Genomic DNA, 23,436 nt, shown 5'->3' on the forward strand with positions numbered 1-23,436 from the left:
CCCCGAGGCTACTGACCGCTGTGGACGCGCTGTTGGCGCGCTGCTGTTGAGCTGTTGCCGACCTGCTGCTGTGCTGCCGTTCCGCTGTCGATGTGCTGCCCAGGATAGTGCTCTTTCCTGTTCGTCCGTCCGATCGAGGGCCTATTCTGATGGCGCCCGGGCAACATCACGACACGACGTCAACTCATGGTCGCCCGGCGGTAATTGATCATGAGGTGGTCGGGGTGCGAACGCAGGGGGACGGTGCATGGCGCTGATAGCGGTGCTGCTGGTCGTGCTGGCACTGGCCGGTGCGGCAGCCGTCGCCCTGGCCCGCCGCCGACAGGCCCTGGACGCCCAGGCGGTGACCAAGGCCCTGGCCGCGGCCGCCGAACGGCTCGCCGCCGGCCGGGCCGCCCAGGCCCGCCGCCGCTACGCCCGGCTGGCCCGCCGCCTCGCCGGCGCGCCCGAGGACCTGCGCCCGCAGCGCGGCCTCGCCCTGCTCGGCCAGGCCGAGGCCACCATCCCCACCGGCGACCAGCAGGCCACCCTCGCCCTGTACCGCGAGGCCTACCCGCTGCTCGCCGACCCGGCCCGGCAACTGCCGCGGTGGAGCCTGCGCCACCTCGCCGAGGAGAGGATGCGGGCCCCCGAAGGCGACCTCGGCCCGCTGCTCGCCTTCCTCCAGGCCACCGCCGGAGGCGCCGAACCCGGCGAGGAGGCCGACGCCGCCGCCCGTGGCGTCGACTGGCTGCAGCACCGCTGCCGCGAGGGCGCCCCCGACCAGCGCGAACACGCCACCGCCGGCGCGCTCACCGCCCTCCCCGGCCGGGACTGGCCGGTGCTCGCCCGGGCCGCCCTGCTGCAGACCACCGACCGGGCCGCCGAGGCCGAGGCCCTGCTCGCCGCCGCGGCCCCCTCCGGCAGCGGCGAACTCTGGTTCCGCTGGGGCGCCCAGCTCTACACCCTGCACCGCGACCGGCCCGCCGTCACCGCCTTCGACGAGGCGCTGCGCCGCGGCCCCGGCGAACCCTCCCCGTGGGGACGCGGCGCGGCCCTGCGCACCGACAGCCTGCTCTTCCGCGGCCTGGCCCGCCAGCGCCTCGGCGCCACCGAGGAGGCCTGGACGGACCTCGCGGCCGCCGCCGGCGAGGGCCCGACCGACCCCCGCCCCCGCTACGCCCTCGGCCGGCTCGCCCTGCTGCTCGGCGCCGACGAGCCGGCCCGGGAGCAGTTCGCCGCCGCCCTGACCTTCCAACCCGACTTCGCCCCGGCCCGGTTCGGCCTCGCGCTGGTGCACGAGCGGGCGGGCCGCCCGGCCGAGGCCGCCGCCGACTACCGGGCCGGCCTCGGCGGGGCCCCCGACTGGCGCCCCGCCCGCGTCCGGCTCGGCGCCGCGCTGCTCGCCGCCGGGCAGAGCGAGCAGGCCGAACCGATCCTGCGCGCCGAGGCCGACACCGAACCGGGCACCCGCTGGACCGGCGTCGCCGCCTTCCACCACGGCCTCGCCCTCGCCCGCACCGACGACCCGGCCGGCGCCCTCGCCCGCTGGGAGGCGCTCGACGACGAGGACCTGAGCCCCCGCCGGGCCCTGGCCCGCGACCGGCTCGCCCGCACCCGCCTGGCCACCGACCCGACGGCCGCCCGCGAGCTCTGGCAGCAGGCCACCGCCGAGCACCCGGCCGCCCCCGGCTACCGCTCCGCGCTGCGCGAAGCCGCCCTGCGCGAGGCCGCCCACCTGCTGGTCACCGGCCGGGACGACGCCGGAGCACGCCGCCGCGCCGCCGCCGCGATCGCCCTCGCCGACACCCTGCCCGGCGCCCTCACCCACCGCCAGGCCCGGCTGCGCGCCGCCCTCGCCCTGGCCGAGGGCACCCCGGAGCCGGTCACCACCCTGCTCGACGCCGCCGGCGGCCTGCGCGACCGCTACCACCTGGCCGCCGTCGCCCTGCTGGCGGGCCGCCCGGCCCGGACCATCGCCCTGCTCGGCCCGCCCGACCCGGCCGGTGACCCGGCGACCGCCCGGCTGCGCGCCCTGCTCGCCGAACGGGCCGGCAACTGGGCCGCGGCCCTGGACTGGTACCGGCACTTCCTGACCTCGGGCGCGGCGGCGGGCACGGCACCCACGGGCGACTGCGCGCTCTGCGACCGCCCCGCCGCCGGCACCTGCGGGGGCTGCGGCCGCGAGGCCTGCACCGACCACCAGCACACCCCCGAGGCCGCAGCCTCGCCGCGCTGCGTGCGCTGCGCCGGCCCCGCGCTGCGCGCCGTCCTCGACTGCGCCCGCCGGGCCGGCACCCCCGAGGAAGCCGAACCCGTGCTCGCCCGCTGGGCCGAGGCGCTCGGCGCCGGCGCCGCCGCCACGCCCGTGCGGCTCGACCTCGCCCTGCTGCGCGCCGAACTCGGCCGGCTGGACGAGGCGCTGGCCGAGCTGCCCGAGGACGCCCGGGTGGCCCGCGCCGCCGTCCTGGTCCGCCGGGCCGGTGCCGCCCTCGCCGCCGGCCGGCCGGGCCACGCCGCCGTCGACCTGCGCCAGGCCCTCCGCCTCGCCCCGGGCGGCGAGGCCCGGGATGGCGAGGCCCGGGACGGGGAAGCGCCAGGCGGGGAGACGGCGGGCGGGGAGACGGCGGGCCACGCGCGCGCCGCCGGGACGCTCGCCCTGCTCGCCGAGCACGAGGCGCACCAGGCCGCCCTCGACGGCCGCCACCGGGAGGCCTGGGAGGGCTACCGCGAGCTGCTGCTCAAGGATCCGGCCCACCCCCGGCTGCTGCACGCCCTCGGCCTGGCCGGCTACCGGCTCGCCGCCTCCTCCGAAGCCTCCGGCACCCCCGGCACCCCCGGTACCCCCGCCGCCCCCGACGAGGAGGTCTGGGCCTGGACGCTCGGCTGCCTGGTCGCCGCCCTGCACCAGCCCGAGCTGTGGGCCGAGTCCGCCCGGATCACCGGCCGCACCCCCGAACCCCAGCGGCTGGCCGCCGCCCGCGCTGGCCTGCTCGACCGCCTCCGCGACGACCTGCGCGCCCTGGACCGGGCCGCCGGCCGCAGCGGCGACGAGGTCACCGCCTGGACGCTGCGCCTCGGCATGGAAGCGCACTGCGCGGACGCCTTCGCCCAGGAGGACATCCGGATCACCCTGCCCGGCCGCCCGGCCCGCCGTCTCACACTCGGCCCCGCCCTCGACCGGCTGCTCCGCGACGATCCCGAACTCCCGGGCTGGGCCGAGGCCTTCGAGCAGGCCGTACGGCGCTGGCGGCGGCCCGCCGGCCCCGACGCGCCCGCGCCCACCCGAGCCCTCGGCCTGTTCGGCGACCTCGGCCCACAGCGCTACCTGCAGCTCCAGGGCCGGCAGGCCGCCGCCGTCGCCGCCCTGGACGCGGTGCCCGAACAGCGGCGCGGCGAGGACTGGCAGGCGCTGCTCGGCGAGTCGCTGGTCAGCCAGGCCCGCGAGCACCACCGCAACCAGGACTGGCGCGAGGCCCTGGACAGCCTCACCCGCGCCCGGTCCGTCCCCGGCGCCCGGCTGCCCGCCGACGCCGCCGCCATCGCCGCCGAGTCCGGCCTCAGGGCCGCCCGCGCGCTGCTCAAGAACAGCCTGGACGACCAGGCCGGAGCCGCCGAACTCCTGGAGAAGGCCCTGGCGTTGGCTCCCGACGACCCGGAGGTGCGGGGCGACCTCGGCGCCACCTACGCCCAGTGGGCGCGCAAGATCAACAACGAGGACAAGGACTACCGCCGCGCCCTCGCCCTGCTGGAGAAGAGCCTGGAGCTGGTCCCCGGCGACCCGACCGCCCGGCACTTCCTGGAGGCCGCCCTCGGCAACCGGGCCGGCCAGCTCAGCCACCCCGACGCCACCGACGCGGAACTGGAGGAGGCCGCCGAGGCCTGGCGGGCGCTGATCGAACTCAACCCCGACCCGGACCACCGGCTCGGCCTCGGCTTCGTGCTGCTGCAACTCGCCCGTTCGGCCGCCTTCGCCGACGACCGGCCGCGCGCCCTCGACTGGATGGCCGAGGCGCTGCGCGCCGACCCGGAGTGGGAGGGCGGGACCGATCGCGAGGCCCCGCGCCGGATGTCGGTGATGCTCGCCAACCACGTGATGGACGCCATGCAGGACCAGCCGTTCACCGCCCAGGCCGCGATGCTCCAGAAGGCCCGGTCCTACGACGACTCCACCGACATCCGCCGACTGATGGTCAGCGTCTGGCGCGGCGAGGCCATCACCCATTTCGAGAGCCGCCGCTACTCCCAGGCCATCCGGCTGCTGGAGGAGGCCCTCGGCCTGTCCCGCACCCCGGAGGACACCGACAAGCTGCACCGCGAACTCGGCATCGTCTACGGCTCGTACGCCGTCCAGCGGGCCAACGCCCGGCAGCTGCGCGAGGCCCGTGACCTGGCCCGCAAGGCTGTCGAGCACAGCCCGGACGACCTCGAGCTGCGGGCGATGCAGCGGCGGATCAACTCGCTCTACTGACCGCAACCGTACGGCAGTTGGCGTCGCCCTAGACCGTACGCCGCAGGCCGCGCGGTCCACCCGAGCCGTTCCCGCCACCGTGAGGAGAGAGATCGCCCGCCATGCCACTGCACGAACCGTCGCCGTACGAGGTCCTGGGCATCCCGCTCACGGCCGGCGTGCGCGAGATCAACCTGGCCGTCGGGCCGGCGATGAAGGCCGCCCGGTACACCCGGCAGCAGATCCAGGAGGCCGCCGCGCTGCTGCGCAACCCGGACCGGCGCCTGGAGGCCGACCTCCAGCAGCCCCTCCCGCCCGAGCCGGTCGACCAGGCCGCCGAACTGCTCGCCCCCGCGCTCGCCGAGCCACTGCTGGTGATCGAGCGTCCACCGCTGCCGCCCGCCGCCCTGCCCGCCCTCCACCGTGCCGAGCTGGCCGCCGACTTCGCCGAGCCCGCCCCCGGCGGCGCCGACCCCGAACCGCCCGTCCCCGCCCGCTACGCGGCGGACCTCTCCGTGCTGCCGCAGATCGAGGTACCCGAATGACCGACGCACCGGCCGAAGCCCGCACCGACTCCAGCCCCGACGCATCCGCCGACGGCCGCCCCCACGCGCCCGCCGACGGAAGCGCCGCAGCCCCGCTCGACGGCCACCGCCGGCTGGAGATCCCGCCCGGGGTGGAGGACGTCGACCTGGAGGAGGCGTTCGGCCGGCTGCTCTTCCGGGCATCGCTGCTGGGCGGCAAGCTGACGGAGCAGAAGCAGGCCGCCCGGGCCGAGCAGCGCGAACTATTGGGCATCCTGGTCGAGGTGGACGACGCGCTCGCCGCCCTCGGCCTGGACGGCGAACTGGTGGCGCTCGGGCGCGGTGCCGGACTGGAGGCCACCCGGCGGCGGCTGCTCGGGCAGCTCGCCAAGGCCAAGGTGCGGCCGATGCGGCTGGAGGGCATGACGGCGGACCCGGACCTGACCGAGATCGTGCGCACCGAGCACCGTCCCGGTGTGGCGCCGGAGACGGTGCTGCGGACGGTGGTGACCGGGTTCTTCTGGGGGGACGAGGTGCTGCGCCGGGCCCAAGTGGTGGTCGCCGCACCGGAGCCGGAACCGGAGCCGGACCTGGCCCCGGACCCGCAGCCGGAGGACGGGGCGGCGGAGGCGGACCTCCCGGTCCCGCTGCCGGAGCCGGAGCCGGAACCGGAACCGGAGACGCCCGAGGCCGCCGAAGCCGCCGAGGCCGTCCCGCCCACCATCGCCGACGCCACCGCGCCGGTCACCCGCGACCAGCCCAAGGCGGCCCCGCCCCGGGCCCGCCGCCGGGGCGGGGCCGTGGCGAAGCAGGCCAAGCAGGCCAAGCAGGCCAAGCGCAAGAAGTAGCCAGGACCACGAGGGGCAAGAGGGGAACGACATGTACCGCACACTCGGCATCGACCTGGGCACCACCAACTCCGTGGTCGCCCACCTGCGCCGGGGCGAGCCGGAGATCATCTTCAACCGGCAGAACCAGGAGGCCACGCCCTCCGTGGTCGGCAGCGGCCGCAAGGGCGAGCTGCTGGTGGGGTCCACCGCGCGCAGCCGGATCGCCATCGACGGCGCCAACGTGATCCGCTCGGTCAAGCGCTTCATGGGCCGCAAGTTCAAGGACCCACAGGTCCAGGCAGCCCTGAAGGAGGTGGACTACAAGGTCACCGCGGGCACCGACGGCGACGTCAACGTCTGGTTCAACGGCCGCGCGTACACCCCGATCGAGATCTCCGCGATCATCCTGCACCGCCTCAAGGAGGACGCCGAGCAGCGCTTCGGCGAGCCCTTCCACCGCGCTGTCATCACCGTCCCCGCGTACTTCGGCGAGCGGCAGGTCGCCGCCACCCAGGAGGCGGGCCGGATGGCCGGCCTGCACGTGCTGCGGATCATCAACGAGCCGACCGCCGCCGCCCTCGCCTATGGCATCACCTCCGAGGCGGGCGACGAGGGCCGGACCGTCCTGGTCTACGACCTCGGCGGCGGCACCTTCGACATCTCCATCCTGCTACTGGTGCCCGGCTCGGTCTCGGTGCTCGGCATCGAGGGCGACAACCTGCTCGGCGGCGACGACTTCGACCGGGGGATCACCACCGCGCTGCTGGAGGACATCCGCGAGGAGTACGGAGCGGAGTACCAGCCCGACCTGCGCGACCGTCCCAAGATCGCCGCCACCGCCGAGACCATCAAGATCGAGCTCTCCCACCAGGAGTCCTCCGAGGTCATCCTGCCGGGCCTGGGCGCCGGTCAGCTGGTGCTGGAGACGGAGTTCGAGCGGGCCCGTTTCGAGGAGCTGATCGAGGCCCGGATCGAGCGCACCATCGAGCTGACCCACAAGGCCATCATGCAGGCCAACCTGACCGTCGGGGACATCGACGAGGTGGTGCTGGTCGGCGGCTCGACCGCGATCCCGCTGGTCGCCCGCCGGCTCGGCGAGGTGTTCGGTCCCCGCCGGATCCGGCGCGGCGTCAACCCGATGCAGTGCGTGGCGCTCGGTGCGGCCGTGCAGTCCGCGCTGGTCGGCGAGGTGGAGTGCCCCGAGTGCCGGGCCCCCGGCGACCTGTCCGCCTCCAACTGCGCCAACTGCGCGACCACCCTGCTCGGTGGCCCCCGGGTGTCCTGCCCGACCTGCCACGTCCCGGTCGACGCCGATGCCGCCGCGTGCCCCAAGTGCGAGCAGGCGCTGGACGGTTCGGGCTCCACCGGGGCCGGTGCGACGGTCCCGCGGCAGACCCGGGCCACCGCCGTGGTGCACGGCGGCAACTGCCCGCGCTGCGGCACCCCGGCGGCTCCCGGCGTGACCGCCTGCGAACTGTGCGGCGAGCCGCTCAACTCGGCGGCCCCCGGCCACACCAAGGTGGCCGGCACCGCCGCCGAGGACGTGGGCCTGCGCTGCGCCTCCTGCGGTGTGGTGAACCCGCCCGGCTGCGAGGTCTGCCCGGGTTGCGGCGAACTGGCGCAGGTCACCAACCCGTTCGACATCACCCCGAAGAACCTCGGCATCGAGCTGAACGACGGCCGCCTCGCCGTCATCATCCCCAAGAACACCAGCTACCCGACGAGTTCGCCGGTCAGCCGGGAGTTCGTGGTCTCCGGCAGCGGCCGGCAGCGGCTGGAGGTCGCGGTCTACGAGGGCGAGCACGAGATCGCCCAGCAGAACGAGCTGATCGGCCACCTCACCCTGCGGCTGCCCGAGGGCCTGGGCGGCCGCACCCCGGTGGAGGTCTCCTTCGGCCTCGACCGGGACCGCACCATCACCCTGTCGGTGCGCATCCAGGGCGGCGCCGAGAAGACCGTCAAGCTGGAGCGGGTCACCCTCGACCCCGAGCTCAAGGTGCAGGTCGAGGAGCAGCAGCGGCAGATCGAGTCCTTCACCGACCGTTGGGGCGGCGAGCTGACCGAGGCCGAACTGCGCGAGGCGCAGCGGCTGATGGACAGCCTGGACGACCTGGCGGCCGGGCAGACCCGCGGCCAGTCGGTGGACGCGGCGCTGGAGCGCGCCCAGCAGCAGCTCAAGGCCCAGCGCTGGGTGCGCGGTTCGGAGGCGTACCTGAGCCTGTTCATCCACTACTGCGAGAAGCACCTCGACCCGAGCGACCTGGACCGGCTGCGGTCGGTGGCCGCCGAGCTGCGGCTGCGCCGGGAGGCCGCCGACTGGGAGGGCGCGGTGCGCGCGGCCCAGCGGGCGGACGAGCTGTGCGACTCGCTCGGGCACACCATGCGGATGCTCACCATGTGCAACGTCTACGTGACCCAGAACATGGTCTCGCCCGCCCTGGGCCAGCTGATCATGGCGGAGCTGCGCGGGCTGGACGCGGCCGTGGAGGCGCCCAACATGGCGGAGGTCAACACCCACATGTCGAACCTGCTGGCCCTGTACGCGCAGGCGCAGCGGGAGCTGGGCAGCGAGCCGGCCCAGGAGTCGCTCGGCCCGGTGCGGCCGGAGGAGGCGGGGCCGCGATGAGCGCCGTACGAGCCGTGACGGCCCCGCAGGACGGGCAGGACGGACAGGACGGGCAGGACGGGCAGGCCGGGCGGGCCTCGCACGCCGCGCAGGCCCTGGAGGCCCCGCAGGCCCCCGACGTGCTGTGCCCGCTGTGCAAGGTCCCGGCGCCGGCGCAGACCCTGCGCTGCCCGTCCTGCCGGGAGGACCTGTCCGTGCTGTTCCGGCTGCGTTACGCCGGACGGATCGACTACAACGGGGCGCTGGGCGCCCTGGCGGCCGGGAACGAGGCCCTCGCCCTCGGCCTGCTGCACCGTGCGGTGGCGGCCGAGCCCGGGCTGCATCCGGCCTTGGAGCTGCTGGAATCACTGAGCGTCGACGTTCCCGCGGTCGCCGCGCTGGGGGGACGGGAGGCCGACACGCCCTAGGACGGGGCAATCCGGCGTGCGGAGGCGCGGATCGCTTGTGATCGTGAGCGATGTGTGATCGTCACACTTCGACCCGCTCTGCTCACAAGGAGTGACGCAATGCGTATGCGTACCACCATCGCCGCCACCGCCCTGACCGCGGCGGCGGTCCTCGCCGGAACCGGGACCGCCGTCGCCGGTGAAGCCACCGCCAACGGTGCCGCCATCGGCTCGCCCGGCATCCTCTCCGGCAACGTGATCCAGGTCCCGATCAACCTGGAGGCGAACGTCTGCGGGAACTCGATCGACATCCTCGCGCTCCTCAACCCGACCGCCGGCAACGTCTGCATCAACAAGTGACCCCGTGCGCTGGGGCCGTCCGTCGAGTCCGACGGTCGGCCCCAGCGCCGCGTCCGTTCCCCCCGTTCGGGGGTGGTGGCGCGGGGCCGGGGCCGCGAGCATGGTCCCTGTCCCGCACCGCCGTCCCCAGGAGTCAGCCCGTGCCGACCACGCCGACCCCACGCAGCTACGCCTCCGGAACCGCGGACGTCCCGCTGCTCGGCGACACCATCGGGGAGAACCTCGACCGCGCGGTGCGCGCCCACCCCGGGCGCGACGCCCTCGTCGACCGGGCCACCGCCCGCCGCTGGACCTACGCCGACTTCGCCGTCGACGTCGACGCCCTCGCGCTCGGCCTGCTGGAGCTCGGGATCGCCAAGGGGGACCGGGTCGGCATCTGGGCCCCCAACTGTGCCGAGTGGACGCTGACCCAGTACGCCACCGCCAAGCTCGGCGCGATCCTCGTCACGGTCAACCCGGCTTACCGCGCCCACGAGTTGGAGTACGTGCTCAATCAGGCCGGCATCCGGCTGCTGGTCGCCGCCGAGCGCTTCAAGACCTCCGACTACGCCGGGATGATCGAGGAAGTCCGGCCCCGCTGTCACGAGTTGGAGCACGTCCTGCTGCTCGGCAGCCCCGCCTGGGACGCCGTGACCGCCGCCGGCCGGCAGGCCGACCCCTCCCGACTCGCCGAACGCGGGCGCGAGTTGGCGCCCGACGACCCGATCAACATCCAGTACACCTCCGGGACGACGGGTTTCCCCAAGGGCGCGACGCTCTCGCACCACAACATCCTCAACAACGGCTACTTCGTCGGCGAACTGCTCGACTACACCGAGCAGGACCGGATCTGCATCCCCGTTCCCTTCTACCACTGCTTCGGCATGGTCATGGGCAATCTGGCCGCCACCTCGCACGGCGCCTGCATGGTCATCCCCGCCCCCTCCTTCGAACCCGGGGCCACCCTGGCCGCCGTCGCCGCCGAACGCTGCACCTCGCTGTACGGCGTGCCGACCATGTTCATCGCCGAGCTGGCCGACCCGGACTTCGACCGCTACGACCTCGGCAGCCTGCGCACCGGCGTCATGGCCGGCTCGCCCTGCCCGAGCGAGGTGATGAAGGAGGTCATCGGGCGGATGGGCATGACGCAGGTGTCCATCTGCTACGGCATGACCGAGACCTCGCCGGTCTCCACCCAGACCCGGGTCGACGACCCGGTCGAGCGCAGGGTCGCCACGGTGGGCCGGGTCGGCCCGCACCTGGAGGTCAAGGTGATCGACCCGGCCACCGGCCGCACCGTCCCGCGCGGCGAACCCGGCGAGCTGTGCACCCGCGGCTACTCCGTCATGCTCGGCTACTGGGGCGAGCCCGAGCGCACCGCCGAGGCCGTCGACGCCGCCCGCTGGATGCACACCGGGGACCTCGCGGTGATGGACGAGGAGGGCTACCTGGCCATCACCGGCCGGATCAAGGACATGGTGATCCGCGGCGGCGAGAACCTCTACCCGCGCGAGATCGAGGAGTTCCTCCACGCCCACCCGGACATCCTCGACGTCCAGGTCGTCGGTGTCCCCGACACCAAGTACGGCGAGGAGCTGATGGCCTGGATCCGGATGCGGGAGGGCGCCGAGCCGCTCACCACCGAGGCCGTCCGCGCGTACTGCACCGGCCGGCTCGCCCACTTCAAGATCCCGCGCTACGTGCACGTGGTCGAGGAGTTCCCGATGACCGTCACCGGGAAGATCCGCAAGGTCGAGATGCGGGCGGAGGCCCGGCGGATCCTGGGGCTGTAGACCCCGGGGCCGCCCGGCCGGCGTCCCTCCGCCCGGGTGCGTCCGGGGAGCGCGGTGGCCCGCCCGGCGGGAGAGTGTGATCATGCCCCTCGACGTCACAGTGGAACGCCTGATTCCCCTCCCGCCCGCCATCGTCGCCGCCTACGCGATGGACTGGCGCCACGACTCCGAGTGGACCCGGGGCATCCGCGGCGCCACCCTCACCCGGGAGGCCGACGGCGGCGGCTTCGGCGTGGGCGCCGAGGTCACCCGGACCGCGCACTTCCTGGGCCGGTCCTTCTCGTACGTGCTGCGCGTGGCACGCCACGACCCGCCGACGGTCCTCGACATGCTCTCCGTCGCCGGGCCGATGCCCATGCGCGTCACCTACACCTTCGAGCCCACCCAGGCCGGCACCTTCGCCCGCATCCGGGTGCGCGGCGGCATTCGCTTCACCGGCCCGCTGATGTCCCGCCGGGTGCGCGGCGCGCTCACCGCGGACCTGCGCGCCCTGGAGGGGCGGCTCGCGCGGTGACCGCCGAGGCCCGGCCCGCTGCCTTCCCCACCCGGGCGGCCCCGCACCCCGCGTTCCCCTGTCTCCGGTAGGGTGCGCCGACACCACAGCCGGATCCGGAGGGGGACAGCGCATGAGTTCGTCGCCGACGGCGGCCGGGCCGGGGGAGCTGCGGCGGCACCTCGGGGTGTTCGACGCCGTGGTGATCGGGCTGGGCTCGATGATCGGCGCGGGCGTCTTCGCCGCGCTGGCGCCCGCCGCCGGGGCCGCCGGGTCCGGGCTGCTGGTCGGGCTGGCACTGGCCGGCGTGGTGGCGTACTGCAACGCGACCTCCTCGGCCCGGCTCGCCGCCCGCTACCCGCAGTCCGGCGGCACCTACGTCTACGGCCGGGAGCGGCTCGGCGACTTCTGGGGGTACCTGGCCGGCTGGGGCTTCGTCGTCGGGAAGACCGCCTCCTGCGCGGCGATGGCCCTCACCGTCGGCTCCTACGTCTGGCCCGCCCAGGCCCACGCCGTGGCCGTCGCGGCCGTGGTGGCGCTGACCGCCGTCGACTACGTCGGCGTGCAGAAGGCCGCCTGGCTGACCAGGGCGATCGTCGCCGCCGTCCTGGCCGTGCTCGCCGCCGTGGTCGCCGCCTGCCTGGCCGGCGGCGAGGCCGACACCGGCCACTGGGCCGTCGGCGCGGACGCCGGCTTCCACGGCGTGCTCCAGGCCGCCGGCCTGCTGTTCTTCGCCTTTGCCGGGTACGCCCGGATCGCCACCCTCGGCGAGGAGGTCCGCGACCCCCGGCGCACCATCCCGCGCGCGATCCCGCTCGCCCTCGGCATCACCCTGGTGGTCTACGCCGCCGTCGCCCTCGCCGTGCTGGCCGTCCTCGGCCCCGATCGCCTCGCGCACAGTGCCGCTCCGCTGGCCGACGCCGTCCGGGCGGCCGGGGCGCCCGCCCTCGCCCCGGTGGTGCGGGCCGGTGCGGCGGTCGCCGCCCTCGGCTCGTTGCTCGCCCTGATCCTCGGGGTCTCGCGCACCACCCTGGCGATGGCCCGCGACCGCCACCTCCCGCACCCGCTGGCCGCCGTCCACCCCCGCTTCGGCGTCCCGCACCGCGCCGAGCTGGCCGTCGGCGCCGTGGTCGCCCTGGCCGCCGCCCTCGGCGACCTCCGCGGCGCGATCGGCTTCTCCTCCTTCGGCGTCCTGGCCTACTACGCCGTCGCCAACGCCGCCGCCTGGACCCTCACCCGCGCCGAGGGCCGCCCCCCACGCGCCGTCCCCGTCCTCGGCCTGGCCGGCTGCCTCGTGCTCGCCTTCGCCCTGCCCGCCGCCTCCGTCCTGTGGGGCGCCGCCGTCCTCGCCCTCGGCGCCGCCGCCTACGCCGTGCGCGGGGCCCTCGCCCGCCGCGCCTGAGCCCCGGCGAACGCGAACGGCCGGCGGGGGCTGCTGCCCTCCGCCGGCCGCGGTGGTCGTGTGAACTGCCGGGCGCCTGCGCTCAGCGGGCGCCCCACGCCTCATCGGTCGGGACGACCTCGCGACCCAGCGGCATCAGCGAGATCGGGATCATCTTGAGGTTCGCCCAGCCGAAGGGGATCCCGATGATCGACAGGAACAGCGGGATGCTGGTCACCAGGTGCGCGATCGCCAACCACCACCCCGCGAAGACCAGCCAGATCACATTGCCGATGCAGGACGCGGCCCCGGCGCCCGGCTTCTCCACCGTCGTCCGCCCGAACGGCCAGATGATGAAGCCGGCAATCCGGAACGAGGCGATGCCGAACGGGATCGTGACGATGAGAACGCAGCAGATGATTCCCGCAATCACATAGGCAATGGCCATCCAGATGCCACAGAAAAGCAGCCAAATGACATTGAGGATGAACTTCAGGGCACTCATGCTCGGTACCTTCTCACGGCTGATGGCGTTGCACTACGACCCTGCCATGCCCGTCGGCGAACGCGTCTACCCCCTTAGGGGTCGTTCCTCAGGGATCGGTCCGGGCCGGGGCGGCCCCGCTCGGCCGCGTCGAACGCGTCTCGCACGGCCCCATTCTGCCCGTGTCCGGGGGGCCTCCGGTATCCGAGTTTTCTAGGAGGGTCCCGTGCCCGAACAGCCCCTGCCCGGAAGGGGGTTGGGCATTTCTGGAAGTGAAGGCGCAGGCCTCCCCGGCCGGCTGGGCGGCGGGGTCGCGCCCACGGGAAGTCCGGCCTTGCAGATCTGACGGACGCTCTGCATAGTTGCTTCACATCCGGCGAACGCGCCCCAGGGACTGGCCCGCCGTGCTTTATGTCATGTACATGAATTTTCCTGCCCTTGCTGCTCCGACGCTCCGACGTGCGGCAGACCCCCGTCCCGGCGCCCCGAATGCCACCTGCGCCCAGGGCGGCGAGCCGCCTTTCGACGCGCCGGCCGGCCTCCCGGGAGACGTCCCGCGCCAGTACGTCCATCCAGAAGAAAAGGGGAAAGATCATGCGTAGCACCACCAAGACCGTGCGCCGTGCCCTGGCCGTCCTGGCCGTCGCGGCCTCAGCGGTGACCGCGACTCCGGCCGTCGGCCAGGCGGCGGCCGTGGAGAGCCCCCGCATCGCCGGCCCGGCCCCGGTGCCCGGAACGATCGCCGCCCTCGCCGTCGACGGCAGCCGCATCGGCGTCCTGACCACCGACGGCCGGGTGTTCGTCAAGGACGGCACCGTCGACTCCCGCGGATGGGTCCAGCAGTACGAAGGCGCGACCGCGCTGGCCCTGTCCGGCAACCGCGTCGGCGTCATCGCCAGGGACGGCCGCGCCTACGTCAAGGAGGGCAGCCTGTTCGCCGGATGGGTCGACGAGGGCGGCAACGCGCTCTCGATCGTCCTGGACGGCAACCGCATCGGCGTCGTCACCAGCGACCACCACGCCTGGGTCAAGGAGGGCGGCCTCTCCGCCGGATACGTCGACGTGGCCGTGAACGGCAACGCCCTCTCGCTGGCCCTGTCCGGCCAGCGCATCGGCGTCCTCACCAGCGAGCACCACGCCTGGGTCAAGGAGGGGGCCGTCGCCGACTTCACCAACTGGGCCGACATGGGCCGCGACGGCAACGCCACCTCCCTGGTCCTGAACGGCAACCGCATCGGTGTGATCACGACCGACGGGCACGCCTGGGTCAAGGAGGGCGCCGTCGGCGACCTCTCCAACTGGGCCGACGTGGCGGCGAACGGCAACGCTCTCGCGCTGGCCCTGAACGGCCGGCGCATCGGGGTCATCACCAGTGACCACCACGCCGCGGTCAAGGAGGGCGCCGTCGCCGACTTCACCAACTGGTTCGACGTCGCGGGCAACGGCAACGCCGTCGCCCTGGTCCTGAACGGCCGGCGCATCGGTGTGCTCACCAGCGACCACCACGCCCCGGTCAAGGAGGGCGCCGTCGCCGACGTCACCAACTGGGTCGACATGGGCGCCGAGGCCTGACGCCACGACGACGGGGCCGGCCGACCCGCTCGGGCCGGCCGGCACCGTCGTCGACCCGGCGATCAGCCCCTGGCACGGGGAGAGCCTCAAGTGGCCGCCGCCACGGCGATCTCCGGTGGGGCCGGCGTCGGACGGGTCGTCAGCCGTGGTGGCCGGCGGCCCGCATGCCCTTGGCGTGAGCGGTCTTCGCGGCGGTGTCGGAGCCGAACAGGTCGAGGATCGCGGCGGCGCGGCCGGGCTCGGACGAAGTCGCCGACACGCCGCCGGTGAACGTCGAGCTGATCGCGGCGCTTCCGGGCAGCGGCCCGATGACGGTGACGCCCGGCAGGCCCATCAGTTCGCTGTGCTGTTGGAACGCCAGGTCGGCGTCGCCGGATGCCAGCATGCTGCCCACCGGTACCCCGGGGGGTGCCTGGACGAGCCTGCCCCGCACCTCGTCGGAGAGGCCGAGCCGGTCGACCAGGTCGACGACGGCCGTCCCGCTCGGGCCGGTGGAGTAGGCGACCCGCTCCGCGGTCAGCAGGGCGGTCCGCAGGTCGGCCTCCGAACCGAGTGCCGGGACGGGTGCTCCCTCGGGTACGGCGGCGACGACCTGGGAGATCCACAGCGGCCGCAGCGTGCCGTCGACGACGTGGCCCTCGGCGGCCAGTGCGGCCATCGCGTCATCGGCGAGTACGAGCAGGTCGGCTTCGGCGCCCGCGCGGACCCGCCGTGCGATGTCGACCCCGCCGGCCGACTGGAAGCTCACCGGTATCCCGTGGACCTGTCGGATGTGTTCGGAAAGTTCGGCCAGGATCACCCGGGTCGCCATCGAGGACAGTCCGGAAATCTCTCGGTGCACGTTGTCTCCTTGAGTCCGGCCGATGGTACGACGCTCGAGTGGGCAGCTCAACGCGGGGCCGTCCGGTCGGTCTGCGAGACTGGGCGGGTGAGCGCAACCCCGGGCACCGCGGCTGGAAAGGTTCTGCAGGTCCTCTCGACCTTCGATCGTGAGCGCCGGTCGCAGACCTTGTCGGAGATCGCTCAGCGCACCGGCCTCGCCCTGAGCACCACGCACCGCGTGGTGCGGGAGCTGGCCGACTGGGGGGCGCTCGAACGCGCGGAGGACGGCTCGTGGCACGTCGGGCTGTGGCTGTGGGAGATCGCGTCGGGGTGCCCCCGCACCCAGATCCTGCGCGACGTGGCGCTGCCCTTCATGCAGGATCTCTACGAGGCGACGCACGAGAACATCCAGCTCGCCGTGCGCGAGGGCACCGAGCTCGTCTTCGTCGAGCGGATCGCCGGGCACCGCTCGGTCGAGCTGGTGACGATGGTCGGCGCGCGGTTCCCCATCGGCTCCACCGGGATGGGCCGGGTGCTGCTCGCGCACGCGCCGCGGGACATCCAGGAGGCCGTTCTCGCATCGCCGTTGCAGGCCTGGACCGCGCACACGCTCACCGATCCGAAGGCGCTGCGGGCGCAGCTCGACCGCATCCGCCGCGAGCAGGTCATCGTCAGCGACCGTCAGCTCTCCGAGACCACGGTCGCGGTGGCCGCACCGGTGCGGATCGGCCGGACCGGGCCGGTCAGTGCCGCCTTGGGGATCGTCATCGCGGCGCGCGACGCGAGCCGCGCCCGCGGGCTGCGCGAGCCGCTGCTGAGGGCCGCGTCCGGCATCTCCGACGAGCTCGGACGCCGGACCCGCGCAACGGCCTGACGCCGAGAGCGCTTCCGCCTGACGGAAACGCTACTGACGGCTCGCGCTCCCGGATGCCAGCGTTCGGGGCGTTCGAGATCGCAGTCGCTCAGGAGGCGCCATGGCCGAAACCGCCATCGACACCGTCACTTCGGTTCCCGTCGCCGTCGTCGGAGCCGGTCCCGCCGGCCTGATGCTCGCGCACCTGCTGGGGCGTGCAGGGGTCGAGACGGTCGTGGTCGACACCCGTACCAGGCGGGAGATCGAGACGACGCAGCGCGCCGGCATCCTCGAGGCCGACGTGGCCCGGGACCTGGTCGACACGGGGGTCTCCGACCGGATCCTGCGCGACGGTCACGAGCACGAGGGTGTCGAGCTGCGGTTCGGTGGCCGCGCGCACCGGATCGACTTCAAGGCGCTGGTGGGTGCGTCGGTGTGGCTCTATCCGCAGACCGACGTGTTCATCGACCTGGCCGACGCGCGCGACCGGGACGGCGGGACGGTCCACTTCGGCGTCACGGGCACCGAAGTGCTCGACGTCACCACCGAGGCTCCCCGGGTCCGCTACACCGCGGCCGACGGGACCCGGCACGAGATCCGGGCGCGGTACGTCGTCGGCGCCGACGGGTCACGCAGCATGTGCCGCGACCTGGTGCCCGAGGACCGGCGCGTGCGCTACGGCAAGGAGTACCCCTTCGCCTGGTTCGGCATCCTGACCGAGGCCCCGATGAGCGCGCCCGAGCTGATCTACGCCCACTCCGGCCACGGGTTCGCGCTGATCAGCCAGCGCAGCGAAGCCGTCCAGCGGATGTACTTCCAGTGCAGCCCCGACGAGTCCGTCGACGCCTGGCCCGACGACCGGGTCTGGGACACGCTCCAGGCCAGGGTGGCCGGTGAGGACGGCTTCCGCCTCAAGGAAGGCCGCATCTTCGAGAAGACCGTGCTGCGGTTCCGCTCCTTCGTGCAGGAGCCGATGCGCTGGGGCTCGTTGGCACTCGCGGGCGACGCCGCGCACACCGTGCCGCCGACCGGCGCCCGCGGGCTCAACCTCGCGCTCCACGACGTGAAGGTGCTTGCCGAGGTCCTGCTGCGGGCGCTCGGCGAAGGCGGGGACACCGCGCTGGACGACTACCAGCCGCGTGCCCTGCAACGGGTCTGGCGGGCGCAGAACTTCTCCTTCTGGATGACCCAGCTGTTGCACACCGCGCCCGGCGGCACGCCGTACGACCTGCGGCGCCAACTCGGCGAGCTCGACAACGTGGTGGGTACTCGCGCGGGCCGCACGTATCTCGCCGAGCAGTACACCGGCTGGCCCGCCCGCGCCCAGCACTGACCCCAGACGGCCACCAGGAGAGAACGCATGATCATCGACTGCCACGGTCACTTCACCACCGCACCTCCGCAGCTGGCGCGGTGGCGGGACCGGCAGATCGCGGCTGTCGGCGACCCCGGCAACGCGCCCGACCCCGACCGCCTGGTCATCACCGACGAGGACCTGCGCCAGGCGATCGAGGGCAACCAGCTGCGCCTCATGGACGAGCGCGGCAGCGACCTGACGGTCTTCTCGCCGCGCGCCAGCTTCATGGCCCACCACATCGGTGACTTCGAGGTCTCCTCCGTGTGGGCGCGGCTCTGCAACGACCTGGTCCACCGGGTCGGCACGCTCTACCCCGGCCGCTTCGCGATGGGCGCGATGCTGCCGCAGTCGCCGGGCGTCGATCCCGCGACCTGCCTGCCCGAGCTGCGCCGTGCCGTGGAGGAGCTCGGCGCGGTGACGGTCAACCTCAACCCCGATCCGTCGGGGGGCAGGTGGACCGCGCCGCCGCTGACCGACCGTAGCTGGTACCCGATCTACGAGGCGATGGTCGAGTACGACATCCCCGCCATGATCCATGTCAGCACGTCCTGCAACCCGGCGTTCCACACCACCGGCGCCCACTACCTCAACGCCGACACGACGGCGTTCATGCAGCTGGTCCAGGGCGACCTCTTCGCCGACTTCCCGACACTGAGGTTCGTGATCCCGCACGGCGGCGGGGCGGTGCCCTACCACTGGGGCCGGTTCCGCGGCCTGGCGATGGCGCTGGGCAGGCCCGATCCCGAGGAGTTGCTGGACAACGTCTTCTTCGACACCTGCGTGTACCACCAGGCCGGCATCGACCTGCTCACCCGGGTGATCCCCAGCGGGTCCCTCCTGTTCGCCAGCGAGATGATCGGCGCGGTGCGCGACATCGACCCCCGGACCGGCCACCACTTCGACGACACGAAGCGGTACGTGGAGGCGACCCCGCACCTCTCCGGCCGGGAACGGGCAGCCGTGTACGCCGACAACGCCCTCCGCGTCTACCCCCGACTCGCCGCGCGCCTCGCCGCCGCCGGCCGCTGACCCGAGGAGAAGAGAGCATGGAGCACACCGAGATCGGTGTCGTCCACACGGCGATCACCCGCGCCGACCCCGAGGCCGTCGCCGCGCTGTCCGCCTTCGGCGTGGCGACGATCCACGAGGCCATGGGCCGCACCGGGCTGATGCGCCCCTACCTGCGTCCGGTGTACCCGAAGGCGCGTCTGTGCGGCACGGCCGTGACCGTGTTGCTGCAGCCCGGCGACAACTGGATGCTCCACGTCGCCGCGGAGCAGATCCGCGCGGGCGACGTGGTCGTCGCGGCCTGCACGACCGAGAGCGAGGACGGCTTCTTCGGCGAGCTGCTCGCGACGTCGTTCCGTGCCCGCGGCTGCGACGGCCTGGTCATCGACGGCGGCGTGCGCGACGTGGCCGACCTGGAGGGGATGGACTTCCCGGTCTTCTCCCGGGCGGTCAACGCCAAGGGCACGGTCAAGGCCACGCTCGGCTCGGTCAACGTGCCGGTGGTCTGCGGCAACGCCCTGGTGCGCCCCGGCGACGTGGTCGTGGCCGACGCCGACGGCGTCGTGGTGGTGCCGCGGGAGCGAGCCGCCGAGGTCGCCGAGGCGTCGGCCAGGCGCGAGGCGGCCGAGGAGGGCAAGCGCGCGCGGTTCCGCGCGGGCGAGCTCGGTCTGGACATCTACGGCATGCGCGGCCCGCTGGCCGGGCTCGGACTGCGTTACGAGGACTGAGACATGACCACGAACCCGACCGCGGAGTTCGAGAAGACCCCCGGCTGGCTGGACTGGTACGCGGGCCCGAGCCGCCCGCAGTTCCGACTGCCCGAGGGCGCCGTCGACGCGCACTGCCACGTCTTCGGGCCGGGGGCCGAGTTCCCCTACGCGCCCGAGCGCAAGTACACCCCCTGTGACGCCTCCAAGGGCCGGCTCCTCGCCCTGCGCGACCACCTGGGCTTCGCCCGGAACGTGGTGGTCCAGGCGACCTGCCACGGCGCCGACAACAGCGCCATGGTCGACGCCCTGCGGGCCTCGGGGGGCCTCGCCCGCGGCGTGGCGACCGTACGCCCCGGCATCTCCGAGGCGGAGCTGCGGGACCTGCACGAGGCGGGTGTCCGCGGTGTGCGCTTCAACTTCGTCAAGCGGCTCGTCGACGCGGCGCCGCGGCAGGACCTGTGGGACGTCGTCGAGCGGATCAGGCCGTTCGGCTGGCACGTCGTCGTCTACTTCGAGGCCGACGACCTCGCCGACCTGCGCGAGTTCCTCCTGTCGATCCCGGTGCCGCTGGTCGTCGACCACATGGGCAGGCCCGACGTCGGCAAGGACCCGGACGGCCCGGAGTTCGAGGCGTTCCTCGACTTCCTGCGGGCCAGGGAGGACATCTGGTGCAAGGTGAGCTGCCCGGAGAGGCTGTCGGCGAGCGGTCCGGCGGCCCTCGACGGGGAGCGGCGGGCCTACCGGGACGTCGTCCCGTTCGCCCGCCGAGTGGTCGAGGAGTTCCCCGACCGGGTGCTGTGGGGCACCGACTGGCCGCACCCGAACCTCACCGACCACATGCCCGACGACGGCCTGCTCGTCGACTTCATCCCGCACATCGCGCCGACGCCCGCGCTCCAGCAGGCGCTCCTGGTCGACAACCCCATGCGCCTGTACTGGCCGGCCGCCGACTGAACCGCCCCTGACCGCCCCATGATTGGAGGCACCACCGTGACGCTCGACAAGAGCTACAAGCTGGTCCCCGGGACGACGATCTTCGACGCCGAGCAGTCCGCCAAGGGCTACCACCTCAACCAGTTCTGCATGTCGCTGATGACGGCGGAGAACCGGGAGAGCTACCTCGCCGACGAGCGCGCCTACCTGGACGCGTGGCCGCTGCGGGAGGAGCAGAAGCGGGCGCTGCTCGACCGGGACCTCAACGCCGCGATCCGCGAGGGCGGCAACATCTACTTCCTGGCCAAGTGGGGTGCGACGCTCGGGCTGTCGTTCCAGCAGATGGCCGGGTCGATGACCGGAATGACCGAGCAGGAGTACCGCGACATGATGGTCGGCGGCGGTCGCTCCATCGCCGGCAACCGGATCGACCGCGCCGTCCTCGAAGCGGCGCACACCGACCGGCGTTCGCCGAAGGGGCGGGCCACCGTCACCGGGGCGGTGTTCACCTCGCACGTACCGGCGATCGGCGCGGCGATGGACCACCACAAGACCGACGAGCCCTACTGGCGGCCGGTGTTCGAGGGCTACGAGTTCTCCAAGCGGTGGGAGCGGGAGAACGTCCCCGACGTGATCCTCCTGGTCTACAACGACCACGCCTCCACCTTCGACCTGTCGCTGGTCCCGACCTTCGTGCTCGGCACCGGTGCGGCCTACCCCACCGCGGACGAGGGCTACGGACCCCGGCCGGTTCCCGGCATCGAGGGCGATCCGGAGCTGGCCGCGCACATCGCGCACGCGCTGATCCAGGACGACTTCGACCTCACCCTCGCCAACGAGATGACCGTCGACCACGGGCTGACCGTCCCGCTGTCGTTGATGTTCGGCGACGTCGAGCGGTGGCCGTGCAAGGTGATCCCGTTCCACGTCAACGTGGTGCAGTACCCGGTGCCTTCGGGCGCGCGGTGCTTCCGGCTCGGCCAGGCGCTGCGCAGGGCGATCGAGTCCTACGACAGGCCGCTGAAGGTCCAGGTGTGGGGCACCGGGGGGATGAGCCACCAGTTGCAGGGCCCGCGCGCCGGTCTGATCAACCGGGAGTGGGACAACGCCTTCCTGGACCGGCTGGTCGCGGATCCGGAGGGCCTGTCCCGGGTGCCGCACCTGGAGTACGTCGAGGAGGCCGGCTCGGAGGGCATCGAGCTGGTCATGTGGCTGATCGCCCGCGGGGCGATGAGCGACGTCGACGGATCCGGCAGGACAGAGGTCAAGCACCGCTTCTACCACGTGCCGGCGTCCAACACCGCCGTCGGCCACCTGATTCTCGAGAACCACCCGCAGGGCGAGACGCCCGGCGCTAAGGAGTGACATGACTGACGAGCAGACCGTCCGGATCGCCCTGGTCGGCGGCGGTGCGTTCGGCGCCAAGCACGCGGCCGCGCTGCGGCGGATCGAGGGCGTCGAGGTGACCGCCGTCGTGAGCAGCACGCTCGAACGGGCCCGGCGGTTCGCCGAGGAGCAGGGTGCGGGCCGTGCCGTCGCGAGCCTCGAGGAGGCGCTGGCGGCGGACGACGTCGACGCCGTCGTCCTCGCCACGCCCACCCCGATGCACGCCGCCCAGACGCTCGCCTGCCTGGAGGCCGGCAAGCACGTCCAGGTCGAGATCCCCTTGGCGGCCTCGCCGGCCGACGCCGAGGCGTGCCACGCGGCGCAGCAGCGCACCGGCCTGGTCGCCATGGTGGGGCACACGCGGCGCTTCAACCCCAGCCACCAGTGGGTGCGGCAGCGGATCCAGGCCGGGGACTACCGGATCCAGCAGATGGACGTGCAGACCTACTTCTTCCGCCGGGAGAACCTCAACGCACTCGGTCAGGCGCGCTCCTGGACCGACCACCTGCTGTGGCACCACGCCGCGCACACCGTCGACCTGTTCGCCTACCAGACCGGGTCGCCGATCGTGCAGGCCAACGCGATCCAGGGGCCGATCCACCCCGAGCTCGGGATCGCGATGGACATGTCCGTCCAACTGCGCGCGGAGAACGGTGCCATCTGCACACTGTCGCTGTCGTTCAACAACGACGGGCCGCTCGGCACCTTCTTCCGCTACATCGGCGACACCGGCACCTACATCGCGCGCTACGACGACCTGGTGACCGGGAAGGACGAGCCGATCGACGTGAGCGCGGTCGACGTCTCGATGGACGGCATCGAGCTGCAGGACCGCGAGTTCGTCGCCGCCATCCGCGAGGGTCGCGAGCCGAACGCGTCCATCGCCCAGGTGCTGAACTGCTACCGGACGCTGGCTTCCCTCGAAGAGCAGCTGGCCGCCGCCGGGGCGTGACCACGGTAGGACGGCGAAAGGGGCCGCGTCTCCTCCTCGGAGACGCGGCCCCTTCCTCGTGTTCCCGCGAGGGTGCGGGGACTCAGGCGTAGAAGCGGGAGACGCTCTGCAGGACCGCCGCCGGCTTCGGGCCGCCCTCGATCTCGATGGCGCCGTCGACGGTGATCTGCAGGCCGCCCGGGACCTCCTCGACCTCCGCCAGGCGCGCGGCCAGGCGGATCCGGGCGCCGACCTTGACCGGGGCGGGGAAGCGGACCTTGTTCAGCCCGTAGTTGACCTTGGTGGCGACGCCCTCCACCTCCAGCAACTCGGTGAAGAACGGGATGAACAGGGAGAGCGTCAGGTAGCCGTGGGCGATCGGCGCGCCGAAGGGGCCGGCGGCCGCGCGCTCGGGGTCGGTGTGGATCCACTGGTGGTCGTCGGTGGCGTCGGCGAAGACGTTCACCCGGTCCTGGGTGACCTCGAGCCAGGCGCTGGTGCCGAGGTCGGCGCCGGCCAGCGACTTGAGCTCGTCGAGGCCGTTGACGGTGAGGGCCATGCGGTGGTGCTGCCTTTCGG

At 73.6% G+C, this 23,436-nt stretch carries 20 protein-coding genes; 17 read left to right on the forward strand and 3 right to left on the reverse strand.

The window, feature by feature from the left end; translation table 11 throughout:
- Positions 1 to 247: 247 nt before the first annotated feature.
- From ABZ449_RS02680 to ABZ449_RS02720, 9 genes are all read left to right on the forward strand, one after another.
- Complete coding sequence (locus ABZ449_RS02680) at positions 248 to 4,450, forward strand: hypothetical protein (protein WP_360338973.1); 4,203 nt, start codon at positions 248 to 250, stop codon at positions 4,448 to 4,450.
- A gap of 101 nt (positions 4,451 to 4,551) precedes the next feature.
- A complete protein-coding gene (locus ABZ449_RS02685) occupies positions 4,552 to 4,974 on the forward strand; it encodes a hypothetical protein (RefSeq protein WP_360338976.1) in 423 nt (140 codons plus the stop codon).
- The gene (gene grpE / locus ABZ449_RS02690) at positions 4,971 to 5,801 is read left to right on the forward strand and encodes a nucleotide exchange factor GrpE (protein WP_360338979.1); all 831 of its coding nucleotides are present in this window, start codon (positions 4,971 to 4,973) and stop codon (positions 5,799 to 5,801) included. Before ABZ449_RS02685 ends, grpE begins: the two co-directional genes overlap by 4 nt.
- 31 nt (positions 5,802 to 5,832) lie before the next feature.
- Positions 5,833 to 8,409 (forward strand): Hsp70 family protein, encoded by a 2,577-nt coding sequence (locus tag ABZ449_RS02695; RefSeq protein ID WP_360338982.1) that lies wholly within the window; start codon positions 5,833 to 5,835, stop codon positions 8,407 to 8,409.
- Complete coding sequence (locus ABZ449_RS02700) at positions 8,406 to 8,816, forward strand: hypothetical protein (RefSeq protein ID WP_360338985.1); 411 nt, start codon at positions 8,406 to 8,408, stop codon at positions 8,814 to 8,816. Before ABZ449_RS02695 ends, ABZ449_RS02700 begins: the two co-directional genes overlap by 4 nt.
- Before the next feature lie 99 nt (positions 8,817 to 8,915).
- Positions 8,916 to 9,155, forward strand: coding sequence for a chaplin (locus ABZ449_RS02705; RefSeq protein WP_360338988.1), 240 nt, complete (start codon positions 8,916 to 8,918; stop codon positions 9,153 to 9,155).
- Positions 9,156 to 9,295: 140 nt separating this feature from the next.
- The gene (locus ABZ449_RS02710) at positions 9,296 to 10,927 is read left to right on the forward strand and encodes an AMP-binding protein (RefSeq protein WP_360338991.1); all 1,632 of its coding nucleotides are present in this window, start codon (positions 9,296 to 9,298) and stop codon (positions 10,925 to 10,927) included.
- Positions 10,928 to 11,009: 82 nt separating this feature from the next.
- Entirely contained in the window at positions 11,010 to 11,441 is a 432-nt protein-coding gene (locus ABZ449_RS02715; RefSeq protein WP_360338994.1) for an SRPBCC family protein, read from the forward strand.
- Positions 11,442 to 11,553: 112 nt separating this feature from the next.
- Positions 11,554 to 12,822, forward strand: coding sequence for an APC family permease (locus ABZ449_RS02720; RefSeq protein ID WP_360338997.1), 1,269 nt, complete (start codon positions 11,554 to 11,556; stop codon positions 12,820 to 12,822).
- Positions 12,823 to 12,904: 82 nt separating this feature from the next.
- Here the strand turns inward: ABZ449_RS02720 and ABZ449_RS02725 are convergent, their stop codons facing one another.
- Positions 12,905 to 13,306, reverse strand: a complete 402-nt coding sequence (locus ABZ449_RS02725) for a YccF domain-containing protein (protein WP_360339000.1) — start codon at positions 13,304 to 13,306, stop codon at positions 12,905 to 12,907.
- A 573-nt stretch (positions 13,307 to 13,879) separates the two neighbouring features.
- Here ABZ449_RS02725 and ABZ449_RS02730 point away from each other — a divergent pair.
- Positions 13,880 to 14,857 carry a peptidase S1 gene (locus tag ABZ449_RS02730; RefSeq protein ID WP_360339003.1) on the forward strand — a complete coding sequence of 326 codons (978 nt, stop codon included), beginning with the start codon at positions 13,880 to 13,882 and terminating at the stop codon, positions 14,855 to 14,857.
- Positions 14,858 to 14,996: 139 nt separating this feature from the next.
- Here the strand turns inward: ABZ449_RS02730 and ABZ449_RS02735 are convergent, their stop codons facing one another.
- Positions 14,997 to 15,698 carry a substrate-binding domain-containing protein gene (locus tag ABZ449_RS02735; RefSeq protein WP_360339006.1) on the reverse strand — a complete coding sequence of 234 codons (702 nt, stop codon included), beginning with the start codon at positions 15,696 to 15,698 and terminating at the stop codon, positions 14,997 to 14,999.
- 87 nt (positions 15,699 to 15,785) lie between these two features.
- Between ABZ449_RS02735 and ABZ449_RS02740 the strand changes: the two genes are divergently transcribed.
- From ABZ449_RS02740 to ABZ449_RS02770, 7 genes are all read left to right on the forward strand, one after another.
- Positions 15,786 to 16,553, forward strand: coding sequence for an IclR family transcriptional regulator (locus tag ABZ449_RS02740; protein ID WP_360339009.1), 768 nt, complete (start codon positions 15,786 to 15,788; stop codon positions 16,551 to 16,553).
- Positions 16,554 to 16,653: 100 nt separating this feature from the next.
- The gene (locus ABZ449_RS02745; protein ID WP_360339012.1) at positions 16,654 to 17,865 is read left to right on the forward strand and encodes a 4-hydroxybenzoate 3-monooxygenase; all 1,212 of its coding nucleotides are present in this window, start codon (positions 16,654 to 16,656) and stop codon (positions 17,863 to 17,865) included.
- Between the two features lie 27 nt (positions 17,866 to 17,892).
- Positions 17,893 to 18,918 (forward strand): amidohydrolase family protein, encoded by a 1,026-nt coding sequence (locus tag ABZ449_RS02750; protein ID WP_360339015.1) that lies wholly within the window; start codon positions 17,893 to 17,895, stop codon positions 18,916 to 18,918.
- A 17-nt stretch (positions 18,919 to 18,935) separates the two neighbouring features.
- Entirely contained in the window at positions 18,936 to 19,625 is a 690-nt protein-coding gene (gene ligK, locus ABZ449_RS02755) for a 4-carboxy-4-hydroxy-2-oxoadipate aldolase/oxaloacetate decarboxylase (protein ID WP_360339018.1), read from the forward strand.
- A 3-nt stretch (positions 19,626 to 19,628) separates the two neighbouring features.
- Positions 19,629 to 20,561 (forward strand): amidohydrolase family protein, encoded by a 933-nt coding sequence (locus ABZ449_RS02760; protein WP_360339021.1) that lies wholly within the window; start codon positions 19,629 to 19,631, stop codon positions 20,559 to 20,561.
- A 36-nt stretch (positions 20,562 to 20,597) separates the two neighbouring features.
- On the forward strand, positions 20,598 to 21,905 hold the full coding sequence (ligA, locus tag ABZ449_RS02765) for a protocatechuate 4,5-dioxygenase subunit alpha (RefSeq protein ID WP_360339024.1): 1,308 nt from the start codon (positions 20,598 to 20,600) through the stop codon (positions 21,903 to 21,905).
- 1 nt (position 21,906) lies between these two features.
- Positions 21,907 to 22,878 carry a Gfo/Idh/MocA family oxidoreductase gene (locus tag ABZ449_RS02770; RefSeq protein WP_360339027.1) on the forward strand — a complete coding sequence of 324 codons (972 nt, stop codon included), beginning with the start codon at positions 21,907 to 21,909 and terminating at the stop codon, positions 22,876 to 22,878.
- Positions 22,879 to 22,960: 82 nt separating this feature from the next.
- Here ABZ449_RS02770 and ABZ449_RS02775 read toward each other — a convergent pair whose 3' ends face one another.
- Positions 22,961 to 23,416 (reverse strand): MaoC family dehydratase, encoded by a 456-nt coding sequence (locus tag ABZ449_RS02775; RefSeq protein ID WP_360339030.1) that lies wholly within the window; start codon positions 23,414 to 23,416, stop codon positions 22,961 to 22,963.
- Positions 23,417 to 23,436 lie beyond the last annotated feature (20 nt).

Source organism: Kitasatospora sp. NPDC005856 (assembly GCF_040629945.1).
Classification (GTDB): domain Bacteria; phylum Actinomycetota; class Actinomycetes; order Streptomycetales; family Streptomycetaceae; genus Kitasatospora.

Bases quoted from the DNA above. Each gene is read 5' to 3' on its own strand.
- ABZ449_RS02680 (WP_360338973.1), top strand. From the start codon at position 248: ATGGCGCTGATAGCGGTGCTGCTGGTCGTGCTGGCACTGGCCGGTGCG.
- ABZ449_RS02685 (WP_360338976.1), top strand. From the start codon at position 4,552: ATGCCACTGCACGAACCGTCGCCGTACGAGGTCCTGGGCATCCCGCTC.
- grpE (WP_360338979.1), top strand. From the start codon at position 4,971: ATGACCGACGCACCGGCCGAAGCCCGCACCGACTCCAGCCCCGACGCA.
- ABZ449_RS02695 (WP_360338982.1), top strand. From the start codon at position 5,833: ATGTACCGCACACTCGGCATCGACCTGGGCACCACCAACTCCGTGGTC.
- ABZ449_RS02700 (WP_360338985.1), top strand. From the start codon at position 8,406: ATGAGCGCCGTACGAGCCGTGACGGCCCCGCAGGACGGGCAGGACGGA.
- ABZ449_RS02705 (WP_360338988.1), top strand. From the start codon at position 8,916: ATGCGTATGCGTACCACCATCGCCGCCACCGCCCTGACCGCGGCGGCG.
- ABZ449_RS02715 (WP_360338994.1), top strand. From the start codon at position 11,010: ATGCCCCTCGACGTCACAGTGGAACGCCTGATTCCCCTCCCGCCCGCC.
- ABZ449_RS02720 (WP_360338997.1), top strand. From the start codon at position 11,554: ATGAGTTCGTCGCCGACGGCGGCCGGGCCGGGGGAGCTGCGGCGGCAC.
- ABZ449_RS02725 (WP_360339000.1), bottom strand. From the start codon at position 13,306: ATGAGTGCCCTGAAGTTCATCCTCAATGTCATTTGGCTGCTTTTCTGT.
- ABZ449_RS02730 (WP_360339003.1), top strand. From the start codon at position 13,880: ATGCGTAGCACCACCAAGACCGTGCGCCGTGCCCTGGCCGTCCTGGCC.
- ABZ449_RS02745 (WP_360339012.1), top strand. From the start codon at position 16,654: ATGGCCGAAACCGCCATCGACACCGTCACTTCGGTTCCCGTCGCCGTC.
- ABZ449_RS02750 (WP_360339015.1), top strand. From the start codon at position 17,893: ATGATCATCGACTGCCACGGTCACTTCACCACCGCACCTCCGCAGCTG.
- ligK (WP_360339018.1), top strand. From the start codon at position 18,936: ATGGAGCACACCGAGATCGGTGTCGTCCACACGGCGATCACCCGCGCC.
- ABZ449_RS02760 (WP_360339021.1), top strand. From the start codon at position 19,629: ATGACCACGAACCCGACCGCGGAGTTCGAGAAGACCCCCGGCTGGCTG.
- ABZ449_RS02770 (WP_360339027.1), top strand. From the start codon at position 21,907: ATGACTGACGAGCAGACCGTCCGGATCGCCCTGGTCGGCGGCGGTGCG.
- ABZ449_RS02775 (WP_360339030.1), bottom strand. From the start codon at position 23,416: ATGGCCCTCACCGTCAACGGCCTCGACGAGCTCAAGTCGCTGGCCGGC.